14 protein-coding genes and 1 pseudogene are annotated in these 14,989 nt (G+C 71.3%); 2 read left to right on the top strand and 13 right to left on the bottom strand.

Annotated features, from left to right (window positions below; translation table 11 throughout):
• Positions 1-128: 128 nt before the first annotated feature.
• The 3 genes from ACFJGV_RS17050 to groES all read right to left on the bottom strand — a co-directional run bounded on the left by ACFJGV_RS17050 (position 129) and on the right by groES (position 2,874).
• Entirely contained in the window at positions 129-1,463 is a 1,335-nt protein-coding gene (locus ACFJGV_RS17050) for an ABC transporter substrate-binding protein (RefSeq protein ID WP_378145246.1), read from the bottom strand.
• Positions 1,464-1,573: 110 nt separating this feature from the next.
• Positions 1,574-2,500: an EamA family transporter RarD gene (gene rarD / locus ACFJGV_RS17045; protein WP_378145245.1), complete on the bottom strand. Its 927-nt coding sequence runs from the start codon at positions 2,498-2,500 to the stop codon at positions 1,574-1,576.
• Between the two features lie 77 nt (positions 2,501-2,577).
• Complete coding sequence (groES, locus tag ACFJGV_RS17040; RefSeq protein WP_085018783.1) at positions 2,578-2,874, bottom strand: co-chaperone GroES; 297 nt, start codon at positions 2,872-2,874, stop codon at positions 2,578-2,580.
• 151 nt (positions 2,875-3,025) lie between these two features.
• On the opposite strand from groES, the gene ACFJGV_RS17035 reads away from it, so the two are divergent.
• A complete protein-coding gene (locus tag ACFJGV_RS17035) occupies positions 3,026-4,231 on the top strand; it encodes an SAM-dependent methyltransferase (RefSeq protein WP_378145243.1) in 1,206 nt (401 codons plus the stop codon).
• Here the strand turns inward: ACFJGV_RS17035 and ACFJGV_RS17030 are convergent.
• The 9 genes from ACFJGV_RS17030 to glmS form a co-directional block, all read right to left on the bottom strand.
• A complete protein-coding gene (locus ACFJGV_RS17030) occupies positions 4,228-5,217 on the bottom strand; it encodes a DUF4190 domain-containing protein (RefSeq protein WP_378145242.1) in 990 nt (329 codons plus the stop codon). The genes ACFJGV_RS17035 and ACFJGV_RS17030 overlap by 4 nt on opposite strands.
• 127 nt (positions 5,218-5,344) lie before the next feature.
• Entirely contained in the window at positions 5,345-6,397 is a 1,053-nt protein-coding gene (tsaD, locus tag ACFJGV_RS17025) for a tRNA (adenosine(37)-N6)-threonylcarbamoyltransferase complex transferase subunit TsaD (protein WP_378145240.1), read from the bottom strand.
• Entirely contained in the window at positions 6,394-6,900 is a 507-nt protein-coding gene (gene rimI / locus ACFJGV_RS17020; RefSeq protein WP_378145239.1) for a ribosomal protein S18-alanine N-acetyltransferase, read from the bottom strand. Before rimI ends, tsaD begins: the two co-directional genes overlap by 4 nt.
• Positions 6,897-7,508, bottom strand: a complete 612-nt coding sequence (gene tsaB, locus ACFJGV_RS17015) for a tRNA (adenosine(37)-N6)-threonylcarbamoyltransferase complex dimerization subunit type 1 TsaB (RefSeq protein WP_378145237.1) — start codon at positions 7,506-7,508, stop codon at positions 6,897-6,899. Before tsaB ends, rimI begins: the two co-directional genes overlap by 4 nt.
• A 32-nt stretch (positions 7,509-7,540) precedes the next feature.
• Positions 7,541-7,981 carry a tRNA (adenosine(37)-N6)-threonylcarbamoyltransferase complex ATPase subunit type 1 TsaE gene (gene tsaE / locus ACFJGV_RS17010; protein WP_378148759.1) on the bottom strand — a complete coding sequence of 147 codons (441 nt, stop codon included), beginning with the start codon at positions 7,979-7,981 and terminating at the stop codon, positions 7,541-7,543.
• Positions 7,982-8,052: 71 nt separating this feature from the next.
• Positions 8,053-9,222: an alanine racemase gene (alr, locus tag ACFJGV_RS17005; protein WP_378145235.1), complete on the bottom strand. Its 1,170-nt coding sequence runs from the start codon at positions 9,220-9,222 to the stop codon at positions 8,053-8,055.
• A complete protein-coding gene (alr, locus tag ACFJGV_RS17000) occupies positions 9,219-10,367 on the bottom strand; it encodes an alanine racemase (protein ID WP_378145233.1) in 1,149 nt (382 codons plus the stop codon). Before alr (ACFJGV_RS17000) ends, alr (ACFJGV_RS17005) begins: the two co-directional genes overlap by 4 nt.
• The gene (locus ACFJGV_RS16995; RefSeq protein ID WP_378145231.1) at positions 10,364-10,720 is read right to left on the bottom strand and encodes a holo-ACP synthase; all 357 of its coding nucleotides are present in this window, start codon (positions 10,718-10,720) and stop codon (positions 10,364-10,366) included. The genes alr (ACFJGV_RS17000) and ACFJGV_RS16995 overlap by 4 nt, the downstream gene beginning before the upstream one ends.
• A gap of 4 nt (positions 10,721-10,724) precedes the next feature.
• Positions 10,725-12,572, bottom strand: a complete 1,848-nt coding sequence (gene glmS / locus ACFJGV_RS16990; RefSeq protein WP_378145230.1) for a glutamine--fructose-6-phosphate transaminase (isomerizing) — start codon at positions 12,570-12,572, stop codon at positions 10,725-10,727.
• A 67-nt stretch (positions 12,573-12,639) separates the two neighbouring features.
• Between glmS and coaA the strand changes: the two genes are divergently transcribed.
• On the top strand, positions 12,640-13,587 hold the full coding sequence (gene coaA / locus ACFJGV_RS16985) for a type I pantothenate kinase (RefSeq protein ID WP_378145229.1): 948 nt from the start codon (positions 12,640-12,642) through the stop codon (positions 13,585-13,587).
• Between the two features lie 16 nt (positions 13,588-13,603).
• Here coaA and glmM read toward each other — a convergent pair.
• Positions 13,604-14,966, bottom strand: a pseudogene (gene glmM / locus ACFJGV_RS16980) (phosphoglucosamine mutase).
• Between the last annotated feature and the right edge of the window lie 23 nt (positions 14,967-14,989).

Here is a 14,989-nt window from a genome sequence, read left to right as displayed (position 1 = left end):
GCTCACTTCCAGCACCGGACCCGCCCTCTGAGCGCACCTTCTGAGCACTCGATGCACCAAGTGCCCGGTACGCAGAAGGGCGGGGCGGCCGAAGCCGCCCCGCCCGGGGTGCTGATCAGGCGATCAGGTCAGTACGAGGTCTGTCCCTCGATGGCCTGCTGCCAGATCGGCTTGTTGTTCTCGTCGAACTTGTAGATGCCGATGAAGGCGCTCGACGGCTCGTTCTTCTCGTTGAACGGGCCGACACCGGACGGTCCCTTGTAGTGGATGTCCTTGCCGTCGGCGATCAGCTTGGCGCAGTCGGCGAAGGTGTCGCACTCCTCGCCGCCGTTCGCACCGGAGACCGCCGCGAGGTTGGCCTGCACGTCGGCGGAGACGTTCGACTTCGCCTTGAGCGCGGCCAGGGCAGCGAGCGTGGTGGCGTCGTACGACTCAGCGGCGTACGAGTAGTCCTCGAGGTCGCCGTTCTGGACCGCCTTGTACCAGTCGACCAGGCGTCCCTTGAACTCGTCGTTCGGGTTCGCGCCGGGGATGGTGCCCTGGGCGTTCTCGAGCGTGCCGGGATCGAAGTCCTTGCCGTAGTCGGAGGTGTTGCCGTCGACGAAGTACGTCTTCGACATGTCGTAGCCCTGGGCGACGAGCTCGGGGATGATCGCCTTGGTCTCATCGAAGGCCAGGATGACGATCGCGTCGGGGTTCGACGCCAGCGCCGCGGTCACCTCGGACGAGAAGGTGGTCTGACCGGGAGGGAACTCCTGGCCGGCACCCTTGGCGCCGTAGACGACCTTTCCACCGGCGGCCTCGATCTCGCTCTGCGTGAAGTCGCGGAGACCCGTGCCGTACGCGTCGTTGAAGACGAGGAACGCCACGTTCGAGTTGCCGTCACCGGTGATGAGCTGGCCGAGAGCCGAGCCCTGCACCGAGTCCGGCGGAGCGGTCCTCCAGTAGAAGGGGCTGTAGCCCGACAGCGAGGCCGCGGTGTTCGCGGGCGAGATCTCGGTGATCTTGGCCGACGTGAACTTGTCGACGATGTTCAGCGAGACGCTGGAGGACGCGGCGCCGATGGCGACCGAGACACCGGCGTCGATCAGCTGCTGCGCACCGGCGGTCGAGACCGAGAGGTCGGTCGAGTCGCCCGAGTCGGCCTCGATGATGCACGCATCCTTGCCGTTCACGCCACCAGCAGCGTTGATGTCGGCGACGGCGAGCCCGACACCCGACTGCTCCGGCGGGTTGAGGAACGCGAGGTTTCCGGTCTGCGGCAGGATCGTGCCGACGAGAAGCTGGTCGGCGTTGCTCGCCCCGCTCTCGCAGGCTGCCGAGGTGTAGTTGGCGGCGGAGCCGGTCGACGACGTGGTCGACTCGGAGCTGCCACCTCCCGACGCACATCCGGCGAGGGTGAGGGCGATGATGCCCGCTCCCGCGAGGAACGTGGTCCGGAGGGCGTTGGTGGATCTGACCATCCTGTGAACCCTTTCTGGTGGCTGCGCTCGTCGACCCCCCAGGCGGAAGCCAGCGCAGCGATTGGGTCAAAACTAGGGCGTGTTTGTTACAACCGTGTTTTCTGGATGTCTCAGGTGGCGATCGTTAGCGTTTCGTGACTCAGGGGACGCCTGGACCGGATCAGGTCTCCGGTGAACACGACCAGGGCGAGCCAGACGATCCCGAATCCGATCCACCGCTCCAGCGGCATCGGCTCGTGGAGCACCCAGACGCCGATGACGAACTGCAGCACGGGGACGATGTACTGCACGACGGCGAGCACGGTGAGCGGCAGGCGGCGAGCGGCGGATGCGAAGAGCAGCAGCGGCACCGCCGTCACCACGCCGGAGAGCATGAGGAGCACGGTGTTCGCCCAGCCCGCCGTGCCGAAGACCAGTCCGCTCGTCACCGAGACGACGACGATCTGCACGAGGGCGACCGGCGCCAGCCAGAGCGTCTCGAGGGCGAGCCCGCTCGGGGCGTCCACGTCGTCGCGGACCCGGCGCTTCACGAGCCCGTATGCGCCGAAGCTCAGCGCCAGCGCGATCGCGATCCACGGCACCTCCCCGTACCCGAGGGCGATGACCAGCACGGCCGCACCGCCGAGCGCGAGGGCGACCCACTGCATCCGCCGCAGTCGCTCGCGCAGCACCAGCACGCCGAGGAGCGCGGTGACGAGCGGCATGGTGAAGTAGCCGAGCGCGGTCTCGACCACGCGTCCGGCGAGCGTGCCGAGCACGTAGGTCTGCCAGTTGACGTAGATGAGCGCCCCGGCCAGGGCCATGGTGAGCACGACCCTCCGCCGACGCAGGAGCGCGCCGAACCGGCGCCAGGATCGTGTCACGGTGAGCGCGAGGGCGCAGAACGCGAGAGAGAAGAGGACCCGCCAGGCGACGATCTCGAACGCGCCCGCCGGCGACAGCAGCAGGAAGTAGAGAGGGAAGACGCCCCACAGCACGTTCGCCGCGGCACCGTAGATCAGCCCCGGTCCGATGCGGTCGACGGCGCGTTCGTTCACGATCCCAAACTACCGTCAGACGCCGCAGGGCCCGGATGGTTGACCATCCGGGCCCTGAAGGAAGAGCGTCGAGCGACTCAGCGCACGACGACCGCGAGCACGTCGCGGGCCGAGAGGACGAGGAACTCCTCGCCGGCGTACTTGACCTCGGTGCCGCCGTACTTGGAGTAGATCACCTTGTCGCCGACGGCGACGTCGAGCGGAACACGGTTGCCGTTGTCGTCGATGCGGCCGGGACCCACGGCGACGACCTCGCCCTCCTGGGGCTTCTCCTTGGCGGTGTCGGGGATGACCAGACCGGAAGCGGTGGTCTGCTCTGCCTCGACCTGCTTGATGACGATGCGATCTTCGAGCGGCTTGATGGAGACCGACACGGTTGACCTCTTCTTTCCTAGGTTCGGAACGTCTGTTAGCACACTCATCACGAGAGTGCTAAGAGCGAGTCTAGAGGCTGTTCTGGCACTCGCGCAACGCGAGTGCCAGGGTTTCCCGGGCGCGCCTAAGCCCGTCGGCTAGGGTGACGGCATGGACTCCGCCGAGCTCGCACGACTGCTCACCCCGGAGGCTCTCCGACTCGTCGACGAGATCGACGGCACCCGTCCGGTCGACGAGGTGACCCGCCTCAGGCGTGCCGGGCACGGCGCCGATCTCGTGGCCGCCGCCGTCTCGCAGGCCGCGCTGCGCGTCCGGGCCCGCGCGAAGTTCGGGCCCTTCGCCGACCGCATGCTCTTCACCCCCGCGGGGCTCGAACAGGCCACGCGGCTCAGGGTCGCCGCGCTCCACGCCGGCCGGTTCCGCGACGCGGGTCTCACCCGGGTCGCCGACCTCGGCTGCGGCATCGGGGCGGATGCGCTGGCGCTGTCCGCCATCGACGTCGCGGTGCTCGCCGTCGACCGCGATGAGGTGACCGCCGCGATCGCGGCGTACAACCTCTCCGACTTCCCCGAGACGACCGTGGAGGTCGGCGCGGCCGAGACGACCCCGCTCGACGGCGTCGATGCGGTCTACCTCGACCCCGCTCGGCGAACGGGCGGGACGTCGTCGTCGCGACGACTGCACGATCCGGCGGACTGGTCGCCCTCGCTCGACTTCGCCTTCGGGCTGGCCGAGCGGATGCCGGTGGGCGTCAAGCTCGGACCGGGTCTCGACCGCGATCTCATCCCCGACTCCGCCGAGGCGCAGTGGGTGTCGGTCGACGGGCAGCTGGTGGAGATGGGTCTGTGGTTCGGCCCGCTGGCGCGCGAGGGCGTGCGCCGGTCTGCTCTCGTGCTCTCTCGCTCGGGAACCGCGGAGCTGACCGGGCCCGCAGACAGCCCCGATGTCGGTGACCGGCCCCTGGGCGCCTACCTCTACGAACCGGACGGGTCGGTGATCCGTGCCCGGCTCATCGGGGCGCTGGCGGAGCGCCTCGATGCGGGGATGGTCTCCCCTTCGATCGCGTACCTGACGTCGGACGAACTGGTCGAGACGCCCTTCGCCACCGCGTTCCGCATCCTCGAGCGCCTTCCCGCCTCGGAGACGGCGCTGAAGAAGGCCCTCCGCGAGCGCGGCATCGGCACACTCGAGATCAAGAAGCGCGGGATCGACGTCGACCCCGCGGCGCTGCGCAAGCGGCTCGGGCTGCGCGGCGAGCGGAGCGCGACGATCGTGCTCACACGGGTGGCGGGCCGGCACGAGGCTCTCCTGGTGGAGCGCCCCGCGCCGACCGCAGCGGACGACCGCGACCGCTAGTACGTGGAGTACGCCGCCGACCCCACTCCCACCGTCGCGAGGACGACGACGATGAAGATCACGTACCCGATGATGAACAGCACCGTGAGGCCGGTGAACACGTAGCTCACGATCAGGCCGGCCTTGGCCAGGCCCTGCCCGCCCTCGTGCGTCCGCTTGATCTGGTTCAGCGCGATGTGGCCGGTCACGATGCCGACGGGTGAGAAGACGAACGCGGCGATGATCGTGATGATCGCCAGCACGTTGGTCTGCGCCGAGGGCGCCGGCGTCGGGTACCCACCGTAGTAGCCGGGCGGCGGAACGGAGCCGGGCGGCAGCGACCCGGGCGGGACCGCCCCCGGGGGCTGGGTCGGAGCGGCCTGACCGTAGGACGGCGCGCCGCTCGGCGCACCGCCCTGCGCGCCGTACGGGGACTGCCCGTACGCCGGCTGGCCGGTGGGGGCGGAGGATCCGTACGCACCGGATGCGGGCGGCGGCGGAGCCTGGAACGACGGCTGCGCGATCGGGGCGGCGGGAGCGGCCGGGGGCGGCGGGGCCGAGTAGCCGGAGGAGGGCTGCGCCGACGGGGCCGCGGAGGGCGGAGGCGGAGCCTGGTACGACGGTGCAGCCGCCGGCGGCGCCTGATACCCCTGGCCGGCCGGCGGGGCCGAGTAGCCGGACGATGCCGGCGCCTGGTAGCCCTGCGAGGGCGGAGGAGGCGCCTGGTAGCCCGACGACGGCGGAGCGGAGTAGCCCGAGGACGCCGGCGCCTGGTAGCCCTGCGAGGGCGGAGGAGGCGCCGAGTAGCCCGAAGGAGCATCCTGAGGTGCCGTGGAGGGCGACGACGCGGCTCCCGGCGCGGCCTCGCCGGCCGGGGGCTCGAACCGGGGCGCCGGCTCGGCGAACGGCTCCGGAGCCGAGGCGGCGGCGCTCGATCCGCTCGCGTCGTGCTCGTCGCTCGGGGTCGTGGTGTCGGGACGCTCGTCGGCCCCGTGGGTGTCGGTCATGCGCTCTCCCTCGTGGTGCCTCGCGGTCGAGGCACCACCATCATGGCAGGACGACCCCGGCGGGCGGGAGGGCAGTGCGTCATCCGCCGACGCTGTGGAGACGGCCCGCCCTGTGCAGGAAAGGCGCTCAGTGCACCAGGACGTCGGTGACGGGGAGCGTGGAGTCGGCTCCGAAGTCGAGCGACGATGACTCGCGCCCGGCCATGACGAGCTGCGCCCCCAGCGCGGCGATCATCGCGCCGTTGTCGGTGCAGAGCGACAGGGGCGGGATGCGCAGGGTCACGCCGGCGAGCTCCGCTCGGCGCGCCGCCTCCTCGCGCACGCGGGCGTTGGCCACCACTCCCCCGCCCAGGAGCAGCCGCGGGATGCCGAGGTCGGCGCAGGCGGCGAAGGCCTTCGTCAGCAGCACGTCGACCACGGCCTCGCGGAAGCTCGCGGCGACGTCGGCGACCGGAACCTCGCGTCCAGCGTCGGTCTCGGCCTCGACCCAGCGGGCGACCGCGGTCTTGAGCCCCGAGAACGAGAAGTCGTAGCGGTGCTTCGCCATGTCCTTCGGCAGGCTCAGACCACGCGGGAAGCGGATGGCCTTCGGGTCACCTCCGACGGCGGCGCGATCGATCTGCGGCCCACCCGGATAGGGCAGGCCGAGCACACGAGCCACCTTGTCGAAGGCCTCCCCCGCGGCGTCGTCGATCGTCTCGCCGAGCAGCTCCACGTCGCCCACGAGATCGCGCACGACCAGGAGCGAGGTGTGCCCGCCCGAGACGAGCAGCGCGATCGTCGGGTACTCGAGCGGCTCGTCCGCGACCACGTCGGCGCCCACGTGCCCCACGAGGTGGTTCACGGCGTAGATCGGCTTCCCGAGGGCGACCGCGAGCGCCTTCGCCGCTCCCACGCCCACCATCAGGGCCCCCGACAGACCGGGACCGGTGGTGACCGCGATGGCGTCGATCTCGTCGAGGCGGATGCCCGCCTCCGCGACGGCCGCCTCGAGCGTGGGCTGGATGGCCTCGAGGTGCGCCCGCGCCGCGACCTCGGGCACGACGCCGCCGTACCGCGCGTGCTCGTCCATCGACGAGGCGATGACGTTCGCGAGCAGATGGTCGCCGCGCACGATCCCCACGCCGGTCTCATCGCAGGAGGTCTCGATGCCGAGGATCAGGGGGTCGTGTCGGTTCATCGGGCATCCTCCTCCGTGGCGCCGACGGTGCTGCGGGATGCGGTGACCGGCGCGCGCATGACCAGCGCGTCGACCTCATCCGGCTGGTAGTACCTCGGGCGAATGGCGATCTGCTCGAAGCCGAGCGACAGGTACAGGGCCTGCGCTACCGGATTGTCGGCGCGCACCTCGAGGAACACCTCACGCGCTCCGCGATCGCGGGCCTCGCCCAGCAGGCGCTCCATGAGCCGCCGTCCGAGCCCGGTGCCCCGCGCCTCGGGGACGACCGCGATGGTCTGGATGTCGGCATCCTTCGACCCGGACGGGACCAGCACGCCGCCGTAGCCGAGGAAGCCGCGCTCGTCGTCGTCGTCGTCGACGGCGACGACGTAGCGGCAGTGCTCGCTCGCCAGCTCAGCGGCCATCGACTCGCGCGACCAGGCGTCGGTCGTGAAGGTGGCGGTCTCGAGGGCCATGATGACGTCGAGGTCGTCGAGAGTCGCCGGACGCAGCCCGACGCTCATGCGGTCACCCGCTTGCGGCCGGTGGAGAGCGTCACGTCGGGCGACCGGAGGTACAGCGCCTCGTCGGGCTCGGGCGCCACGCCCGCCCTGGCCCGCTCGACGGCCACACGACCGAGAGCGCCCGCCGACACGACGGCGGCGTCGATGCGCGCCGCGTCGGCGTGGGGCAGTTCGTCGGGGCGTGACAGTCCGGGTCCGTCGACCCGCCGCGCGCCGGCGGGGTCGAGCTCGTAGGCCGACCAGTACAGCTCGCGTCGACGCGCATCCGTCACGACGAGCAACCGACCCCGGGAGCCGGCATGCCAGGCCTCGAACGCGACGGCGTCGTGGCTGACGACGGGGATGATGCTGCGGCCGATCCCGAACGCGAAGGCCTTGGCCGCCGCGATGCCCACCCGGAGGCCCGTGAACGGACCGGGCCCCATGCCCGCGACGACGTCGTCGATGTCGCGGGGGGTCGCTCCGGCGTCGTCGAGGACACCGGCGATGAGGGCGCCCACCACCTCGGCGTGCCTCATGGTGTCGGCCACAGAGCGCTCGGCGAGGACGTCGTCGCCGTCGATGACCGCGGCCGACGATCCGGCCGAGGTGTCGAGGGAGAGCAGCATCCTTCGAGCCTAACGCCGCGCCGTGGGGAGCATCACAGCCAGCGCGAGCCGACCCGGCGGACCGTGACGGTGCGGGGCTCGATGGGCTCCTCCCCCTCGATCGGCGTCGATCCGCTCGCCGCTCCGTGGGGTCGGTCGATGCGCACCGCGAGGTACGACTCGGCGAGGGCCTCGATCAGCCCCTCACCCCACTCGACCACGACGATCGACCGCGGGAAGTCGATGTCGAGATCGTCGAGCTCCAGGGCGCTGTCGAGCCGGTACGCGTCGACGTGCACGAGGGCGGGGCCGTCGCCGAGGTTCGGATGCGTCCGTGCCAGCACGAAGGTCGGGCTGGTCACGGGCCCGCGCACTCCGAGCGCCTCGCCGAGGCCGCGCGTGAACGTGGTCTTCCCGGCGCCGAGGTCACCGGAGAGCACCAGCACATCGCCGGCTCGCAGCGTCCGGGACAGGGAACCGCCGAGCGCCTCCATCTCCTCCGGAGTCGCGACCTCGATCGTCTCGGCGACGCCCACGCTCGGCGAGCCGGACGTCGGCACCTCGGTCACGGCCGCTCCAGGCGGAACTCCTCGGGCAGGCCCGCCGGTCGCGCTCCGACGTAGAGCCTGTCGACGCGGTGCCCCACGCGGGCCACGATCTCGTCGCCGATCGTCTGCGCGTACCCGGCCCACTCCTCGGCGGTGGGCTCGCCGCGGTCGCCCTCGCCGAACACGACGACCTCGTCGCCCACCGCGACCTCCGCGTCGCCCACGTCGACGACGAACTGGTCCATCGCGATGCGGCCCGCGATGGGATAGCGGCGTCCGCGGATCCACACGGTGCCATGGTCGGTCGCGATGCGCGGGATGCCGTCGGCATAGCCGAGCGGAACCAGTGCCAGCGTGGAGTCGCTGTCGGTGCGGTAGGTGAGGCCGTACGAGACCCCGTGCCCCGCCTCGACGCGCTTGACGGAGACGACGGGCGCCTTGAGGGTCATCACGGGGCGGAGGCCGAGGCCCCGCCCGTCGACGTCGTCGAACGGCGAGATGCCGTACGCGGCGATGCCGAAGCGCACCAGGTCGAGCCGCGCCTCCGGCTCGCGGATGCCCGCCGAGCTCGCCGCGAGGTGCAGCCGCTCGAAGCGGGCGCCGAGCCCCTCGGCCACCTCGACCGCCGCGCGGAGGCGCTGGAGCGACTCGGCGTCGTCGTCCGGCGAGGCATCGGCGAGGTGCGACCAGGCGGCGTGCAGACGCACGATGCCCCGGGCGTCGTAGTCGAGTGCGGTGCGCACGAGGTCGGGCCAGTCGTCGGCCGTGGCACCGTTGCGGCTGAGGCCGGTGTCGATCTTGAGGTGGACGCGGGGAGCGCGCGGGGCCCCCGCCCGCGCGATGGCGTCGAGCTGCCAGACGCCTGAGATGCCGAGGTCGATGTCGGCCTCCGCGGCCGCGCCGAAGTCGGAGCCGACGTCGTGCATCCAGGCGAAGATCGGCGCCGTGATGCCCGCGTCGCGGAGCGCCAGAGCGGCGGGGATGTCGAGCACCGCGAGCGACCCGGCGCCGGCCTCGAGCGCCGCGTAGGCGATGGGAACCATGCCGTGCCCGTAGGCGTTCGCCTTCACGGCGAGCATCGTCTCGGATGGCGCCGCGAGCGCCGCCAGCGTGCGCACGTTGTGCCGGAAGGCGTCGAGGTCGATCACCGCGGCGCGGCGGGGCGTCGCCCGGTCGTGGCTTGTCATGCGTACTCCCTCACCACGCGGCCGCCGAGCCGGGTGACGATCTCGTAGTTGATCGTCGACGCCGCCTGCGCCCAGTCGTAGGCGCTCGGAGCTCCGGTCGCCGGATCGCCGAACAGCGTCACGGGGTCGCCCACCGAGGCCCTGTGGTCGCCGAGGTCGACGACGAACTGGTCCATCGCGATCCTGCCGACGATCCGCCTCTGCTTGCCCGCGACCTCGACCGAGCCGGTGTTCGACAGGTGGCGGGGGATGCCGTCGGCGTAGCCGAGCGGAACCAGGCCGAGGGTGGTCGGGTGCTCTGCACGGTAGGTGTATCCGTACGAGACACCCGTGCCTGCCTTCACGCGCTTGACCGAGATGAGCCTCGACTCCAGCCGCAGGGCAGGCGTGAGGCCCAGGTGCCGGGGGCTCTCGTCGTCGAACGGGGAGAGCCCGTACAGGCCGATCCCGATGCGGACCATGTCGAGACGGGTCTCGGGCAGCCGCAGCGCCGCCGCCGTCGCCGCGATGTGGCGGAGGCGTGGCTCCAAGCCGGCCGCGCGGGCCAGCGCATCGGCCTCACGATAGGCATCGAGCTGCAGGCCGTCCTCGACGGGGTCGGCGTTGGAGAGGTGGCTGAAGAGGCCGTCGACGGTGACGCGCCCCTCGAGCTCCAGCTCGCGGGCCCGGTCGAACACGCGCTCCCACTCCCGCCGCGGGATGCCGTTGCGCCCGAGGCCCGTGTCGACCTTGAGGTGGACGGAGGCGGGCTGCGCCCGGGTCGCGGACGCGGCGGCCGCCGCACGCTCCAGGTGCAGGGCGGAGCTGGCGCCGATGGCGATGCTCCGCTCCACGGCCTCGTCGAACCGGGGATCGGCGTCGTGCAGCCAGGCGAGGATCGGCGCGTCGGCGATCTGCTCGCGCACCGCGAGCGCCTCGCCGACATCCGCGGTGCCGAGCCAGGTCGCGCCGGCCTCGAGAGCGGTGCGCGCGACGGGCACCGCGCCGTGCCCGTATCCGTTCGCCTTCACGACGGCCATGATCTGGGCGCCCTCGACGATCCGCGAGATGCGCTCGACGTTGGAGCCGATGGCGCCGAGGTCGACGATCGCCCGGCGCAGCGCCGGACGCCCGGAGTCGGACCTCATCGCTGTCGTGTCGCTCATGCCGTCGCCTCCGCGACCACGAAGGCGCAGGCCGATCCGCCGTCGTGGCTCATGCTCAGGTGGACCCGCGTCGCGCCCAGGCGGGCGAGCGCGTCGGCCACTCCCCCGCTCACCTCGAAGCCGGGGTTGCCCTCGTCGTCGGACACGACGCGCATGTCGTGCCAGCGGAACCCGGTGGAGTGCCCGACGGCCTTGATCAGCGCCTCCTTCGCGGCGAAGCGCACCGCGAGCGACCTCACCGGACGCCCGCGTTCGCCCTGAGCGAACAGGCGCTCCTCGAGACGCGGCGTGCGCTCGAGCGACCGCTCGAACCGCGCTACGTCGACGATGTCGACGCCCACCCCGACGATCACGGCGTCACTCGACGGTGACCGACTTGGCGAGGTTGCGGGGCTGGTCGACGTCGAGGCCCTTGGCCGTCGAGAGCGACATCGCGAACAGCTGGAGCGGCACGACCGTGAGCAGCGGCTCGAACAGCGGGGCGGCGAGCGGGATGCGGATCACCTCGTCGGCGAACGGCAGCACCGCCACGTCGCCCTCCTCCGCCACCGCGAGCACACGGGCGCCGCGCGCACGGATCTCCTGGATGTTCGAGACCACCTTCGAGTGCAGCGATCCGGGATCGCGCGGCGAGGGCACGACCACGAAGACGGGCTGACCGGGCTCGATGAGCGCGATCGGCCCGTGCTTCAGTTCACCCGCGGCGAAGCCCTCGGCATGGATGTACGCGAGCTCCTTGAGCTTCAGCGCACCCTCGAGCGCGATCGGGTAGCCCACGTGACGGCCGAGGAAGAGCACGGCGCGGGTGTCGGACATCCACCGGGCGAGCTGGTCGATCTCGTCGGCCGACTCGAGGACCTTCGCGATCTTGTCGGGCACGGCACGCAGCTCGTCCACGAGCTCGGCAGCGTATCCGGGCTCGACCGTGCCGCGCACCCGTGCGAGGTGGAGGCCGAAGAGGTACAGCGCGGTGATCTGCGCCACGAACGCCTTCGTCGAGGCCACGGCGACCTCGGGGCCGGCGTGCGTGTAGACGACGGCATCGGACTCGCGCGCGATGGTGGCGCCCTGCGTGTTGCAGATCGACAGCGTGCGCGCGCCGTGGGCGGTGGCGTACTTCACGGCCATGAGCGTGTCCATGGTCTCGCCGGACTGGCTGATCGAGACGACCAGGGTGCGCTCGCTGAGCACCGGGTCGCGGTAGCGGAACTCGTGCGAGAGCTCGACCTCGACCGGGATGCGTGCCCACTTCTCGATGGCGTACTTTCCGACGAGGCCCGAGTAGCTGGCGGTACCGCACGCGATGATGATGATGCGGTCGATGTCGGCCAGCACCTCGTCGAGACCCTCGAGCTCGGGCAGCCTGACCTGGTCGTCGATGACACGACCGCGGATGGTGTTGGCGACGGCCTCGGGCTGCTCGCTGATCTCCTTCGCCATGAAGCTCGACCAACCGCCCTTCTCGGCGGCGGAGGCATCCCACGACACCTCGAACTCGTGGACCTCGACGGGCCCGCCCTCGAAGTCGGTGACGGTGACGGAGTCGGGGGTGATGACCACGATCTGGTCCTGGCCGATCGCGACGGCGCGACGGGTGTGCTCGACGAACGCGGCCACGTCGGAGCCGAGGAAGTTCTCGCCCTCGCCGAGCCCGATCACGAGCGGCGAGTTGCGGCGGGCGCCGACGACGACGCCGGGCTCATCCTGGTGCACGGCGAGCAGCGTGAAGGCGCCCTCGAGGCGGTCGACCACGCGGCCGAGCGCGGCGGCGATGCCGTCGCCCTGCTCGTACTCACGGCCGAGGAGCTTCGCCGCCACCTCGGTGTCGGTCTCGCTGTCGAACGTGTAGCCGGCGTCGAGGAGCTCCTGCTTCAGCGACGAGAAGTTCTCGATGATGCCGTTGTGGATGAGCGCGATCCGCCCGTCGGCCGACAGGTGCGGATGCGCGTTGCCGTCGGTCGGTCCGCCGTGCGTGGCCCAGCGCGTGTGCCCGATGCCCGTCGTCCCCGTCGGCAGCGGGTTCGCCTCCAGATCCGACTCGAGCACCGCGAGCTTGCCCGCGCGCTTCCGCGTCACCAGCTCGCCGTCCTCGGCGATGACGGCCACGCCCGCCGAGTCGTAACCGCGGTACTCCAGGCGGCGGAGGCCGCCCAGGAGCACGTCCAGGCTGCTCTTCGATCCGACGTAACCCACGATGCCACACATGGGGTCGAGTCTATAGCGGCCTCCCCGAGCATCCGCCGGGCGCGCCATCAGGCAGAATGGGGAGCCTATGGGCGAGTCCGTGAACCAGGTCGGCCAGGGGCTCAGCCCGTTCGTCGAGATCGGCAGGGCCCACTGGGCCTCACTCGCCCCGTCGACCCCGCTTCCGCTGCAGGAGACCGAGATCGTGCAGCTGCGCGGCCTCGGGAACCCGCTCGACATGCGCGAGGTGTCGGAGGTCTACCTTCCGCTCACCCGCCTCATCAACCTCTACGCCTCGAACGCCCGCGCCCTCTACGACTCGACCCGCGGGTACCTGGGTGAGCACTCCAGCCGCACCCCGTTCGTCATCGGCGTCGCCGGGTCGGTCGCCGTCGGGAAGTCGACCATCGCCCGCCTCCTCCGCGAGCTGCTCGCCCGCTGGTCCGACACGCCCCGCGTCGAGCTCATCACCACCGACGGCTTCCTCTACCCCAACGCCGAGCTGCAGCGCCGCGGCATCATGAACCGCAAGGGCTTCCCCGAGTCGTACGACCGCAGAAGCCTGCTGCGGTTCGTCAGCGCCGTGAAGAGCGGCGTCGCCGAGGTGCGCGCCCCGTTCTACTCGCACCTCAGCTACGACATCGTGCCCGAGGCGCAGGTCGTGGTGCGGCAGCCCGACATCCTCATCGTCGAAGGGCTCAACGTGCTCCAGCCGCCGCTCCGCAACAACCTCGCGGTGAGCGACCTGTTCGACTTCTCGATCTACGTGGATGCGCGTACCAGCGACATCGAGCGCTGGTACGTCAACCGCTTCCTCGACCTGCAGCGCGGGGCGTTCGCGAACCCGTCGTCGTACTTCCATCGGTACGCGAGCCTCAGCGAGGTCGAGGCGCGGGCGACCGCGCGCTCCATCTGGGAGTCGATCAACCTGCCCAACCTGATGGCGAACATCCGGCCCACGCGCTCACGGGCGACCCTCGTGCTCCGCAAGGAGTCGGATCACACCGTGAAGCACGTGCTCCTGCGGAAGGTCTGACCGGCAGACCCGCGCGTCAGGAGCGCTCGACGCCCGTCGAGAGACGCTGGCGCACCACCTCGGCGAGCTCGCCGGCGACGCGGTCGGCGGTCGACTGGTCGCCGGCCTCCACCATCACGCGCACGAGCGGCTCGGTGCCGGAGGGGCGCAGCAGCACGCGCCCTGTGTCGCCCAGGTCGGCCTCGGCCTCGGCCACCGCCTGCGCCAGCACGGTGTCGGTCGCCACGCCGTCGCGGTCGACGCCGCGGACGTTCACCAGGGTCTGCGGGTACACCTTCATCACCGAGGCGAGCTCGGCGAGCGACGACCCGGTCTGGGCCATGCGGCTCACGAGCTGGAGGCCGGTGAGGATGCCGTCGCCCGTCGTGGCGTGGTCGGCGAAGATGATGTGTCCCGACTGCTCGCCGCCGAGGCTGTACGAGCCCTCGTTGATGGCCTCGAGCACGTAGCGGTCGCCCACCTTCGTCTCGAGCATCGAGATCCCGTGCTCGGCCATCGCGCGCTTGAGACCGAGGTTGCTCATCACCGTCGCGACGAGCGTGTGCTCGCGGAGCAGTCCGCGCTGATCCTGGGCCACGGCCAGGATCGCCATGATCTGGTCGCCGTCGACCATCGCGCCGGTCGCATCGACGGCCAGGCACCGATCGGCGTCGCCGTCGTGGGCGATGCCGACGTCGGCACCCGCAGCCACGACGGCCGCCGCGAGGTTGTCGAGGTGGGTCGAGCCCACCCCGTCGTTGATGTTCATGCCGTCGGGGTCGTTCCCGATGACGGTCACCGTCGCGCCGGCCACCGTGAACGCCTCGGGAGAGACGCCGGCCGCCGCGCCGTGCGCGCAGTCGAGCACGACATGGATGCCGTCGAGACGATGCGGCAGCGTCCCGAGGAGGTGCACCACGTAGCGGTCCTCGGCGTCGGCGAAACGCCGGATGCGCCCCACCTCGCCACCCAGCGGAGCGAGCGGCGGGAGGTCGAGAGCGGCCTCGATCTGCTCCTCGATCTCATCGGGGAGCTTCTTGCCGCCGGCCGCGAAGTACTTGATGCCGTTGTCGGGCGCGGGGTTGTGCGAGGCCGACACGACGACACCGAAGTCGGCGCCGATGTCGGCGATCAGGTACGCCGCAGCGGGGGTGGGGGAGCACTCCCGCGTCGAGCACGTCGACACCGGAGGCCGCGAACCCCGCCGCGACGGCGGAGGCGATGAAGTCACCGGACTGGCGTGGGTCGCGAGCGACGACCGCGACAGGACGACGGCCGACCTCGCGGGCTGGGGAACCCAGCACGCGTGCACCCGCTTGGGCGACGCGCAGTGCGAGATCGGCCGTGACGTCCTGGTTCGCGAGTCCGCGCACACCGTCGGTGCCGAAGAGGCGAGCCATGGGCTACAGCGTAGACCGAGCGC

The sequence above is a fragment of the Cnuibacter sp. UC19_7 genome (genome assembly GCF_042699995.1).
Lineage (GTDB): Bacteria > Actinomycetota > Actinomycetes > Actinomycetales > Microbacteriaceae > Cnuibacter.
The sequence above is the reverse complement of the archived record's forward strand: the minus strand, read 5'-3'. Positions and strand labels throughout refer to the sequence as shown.

What these genes read in the sequence shown, in the direction of transcription:
- tsaB (WP_378145237.1), bottom strand. Translation starts at nt 7,508, where the DNA reads ATGCTGCTCTCCCTCGACACCTCGGCCGGATCGTCGGCCGCGGTCATC.
- tsaD (WP_378145240.1), bottom strand. Translation starts at nt 6,397, where the DNA reads ATGAACCGACACGACCCCCTGATCCTCGGCATCGAGACCTCCTGCGAT.
- ACFJGV_RS17035 (WP_378145243.1), top strand. Translation starts at nt 3,026, where the DNA reads ATGGACTCCGCCGAGCTCGCACGACTGCTCACCCCGGAGGCTCTCCGA.
- ACFJGV_RS17030 (WP_378145242.1), bottom strand. Translation starts at nt 5,217, where the DNA reads ATGACCGACACCCACGGGGCCGACGAGCGTCCCGACACCACGACCCCG.
- glmS (WP_378145230.1), bottom strand. Translation starts at nt 12,572, where the DNA reads ATGTGTGGCATCGTGGGTTACGTCGGATCGAAGAGCAGCCTGGACGTG.
- alr (WP_378145235.1), bottom strand. Translation starts at nt 9,222, where the DNA reads ATGACAAGCCACGACCGGGCGACGCCCCGCCGCGCCGCGGTGATCGAC.
- alr (WP_378145233.1), bottom strand. Translation starts at nt 10,367, where the DNA reads ATGAGCGACACGACAGCGATGAGGTCCGACTCCGGGCGTCCGGCGCTG.
- coaA (WP_378145229.1), top strand. Translation starts at nt 12,640, where the DNA reads ATGGGCGAGTCCGTGAACCAGGTCGGCCAGGGGCTCAGCCCGTTCGTC.
- ACFJGV_RS17050 (WP_378145246.1), bottom strand. Translation starts at nt 1,463, where the DNA reads ATGGTCAGATCCACCAACGCCCTCCGGACCACGTTCCTCGCGGGAGCG.
- tsaE (WP_378148759.1), bottom strand. Translation starts at nt 7,981, where the DNA reads ATGGAGGCGCTCGGCGGTTCCCTGTCCCGGACGCTGCGAGCCGGCGAT.
- rimI (WP_378145239.1), bottom strand. Translation starts at nt 6,900, where the DNA reads ATGAGCGTCGGGCTGCGTCCGGCGACTCTCGACGACCTCGACGTCATC.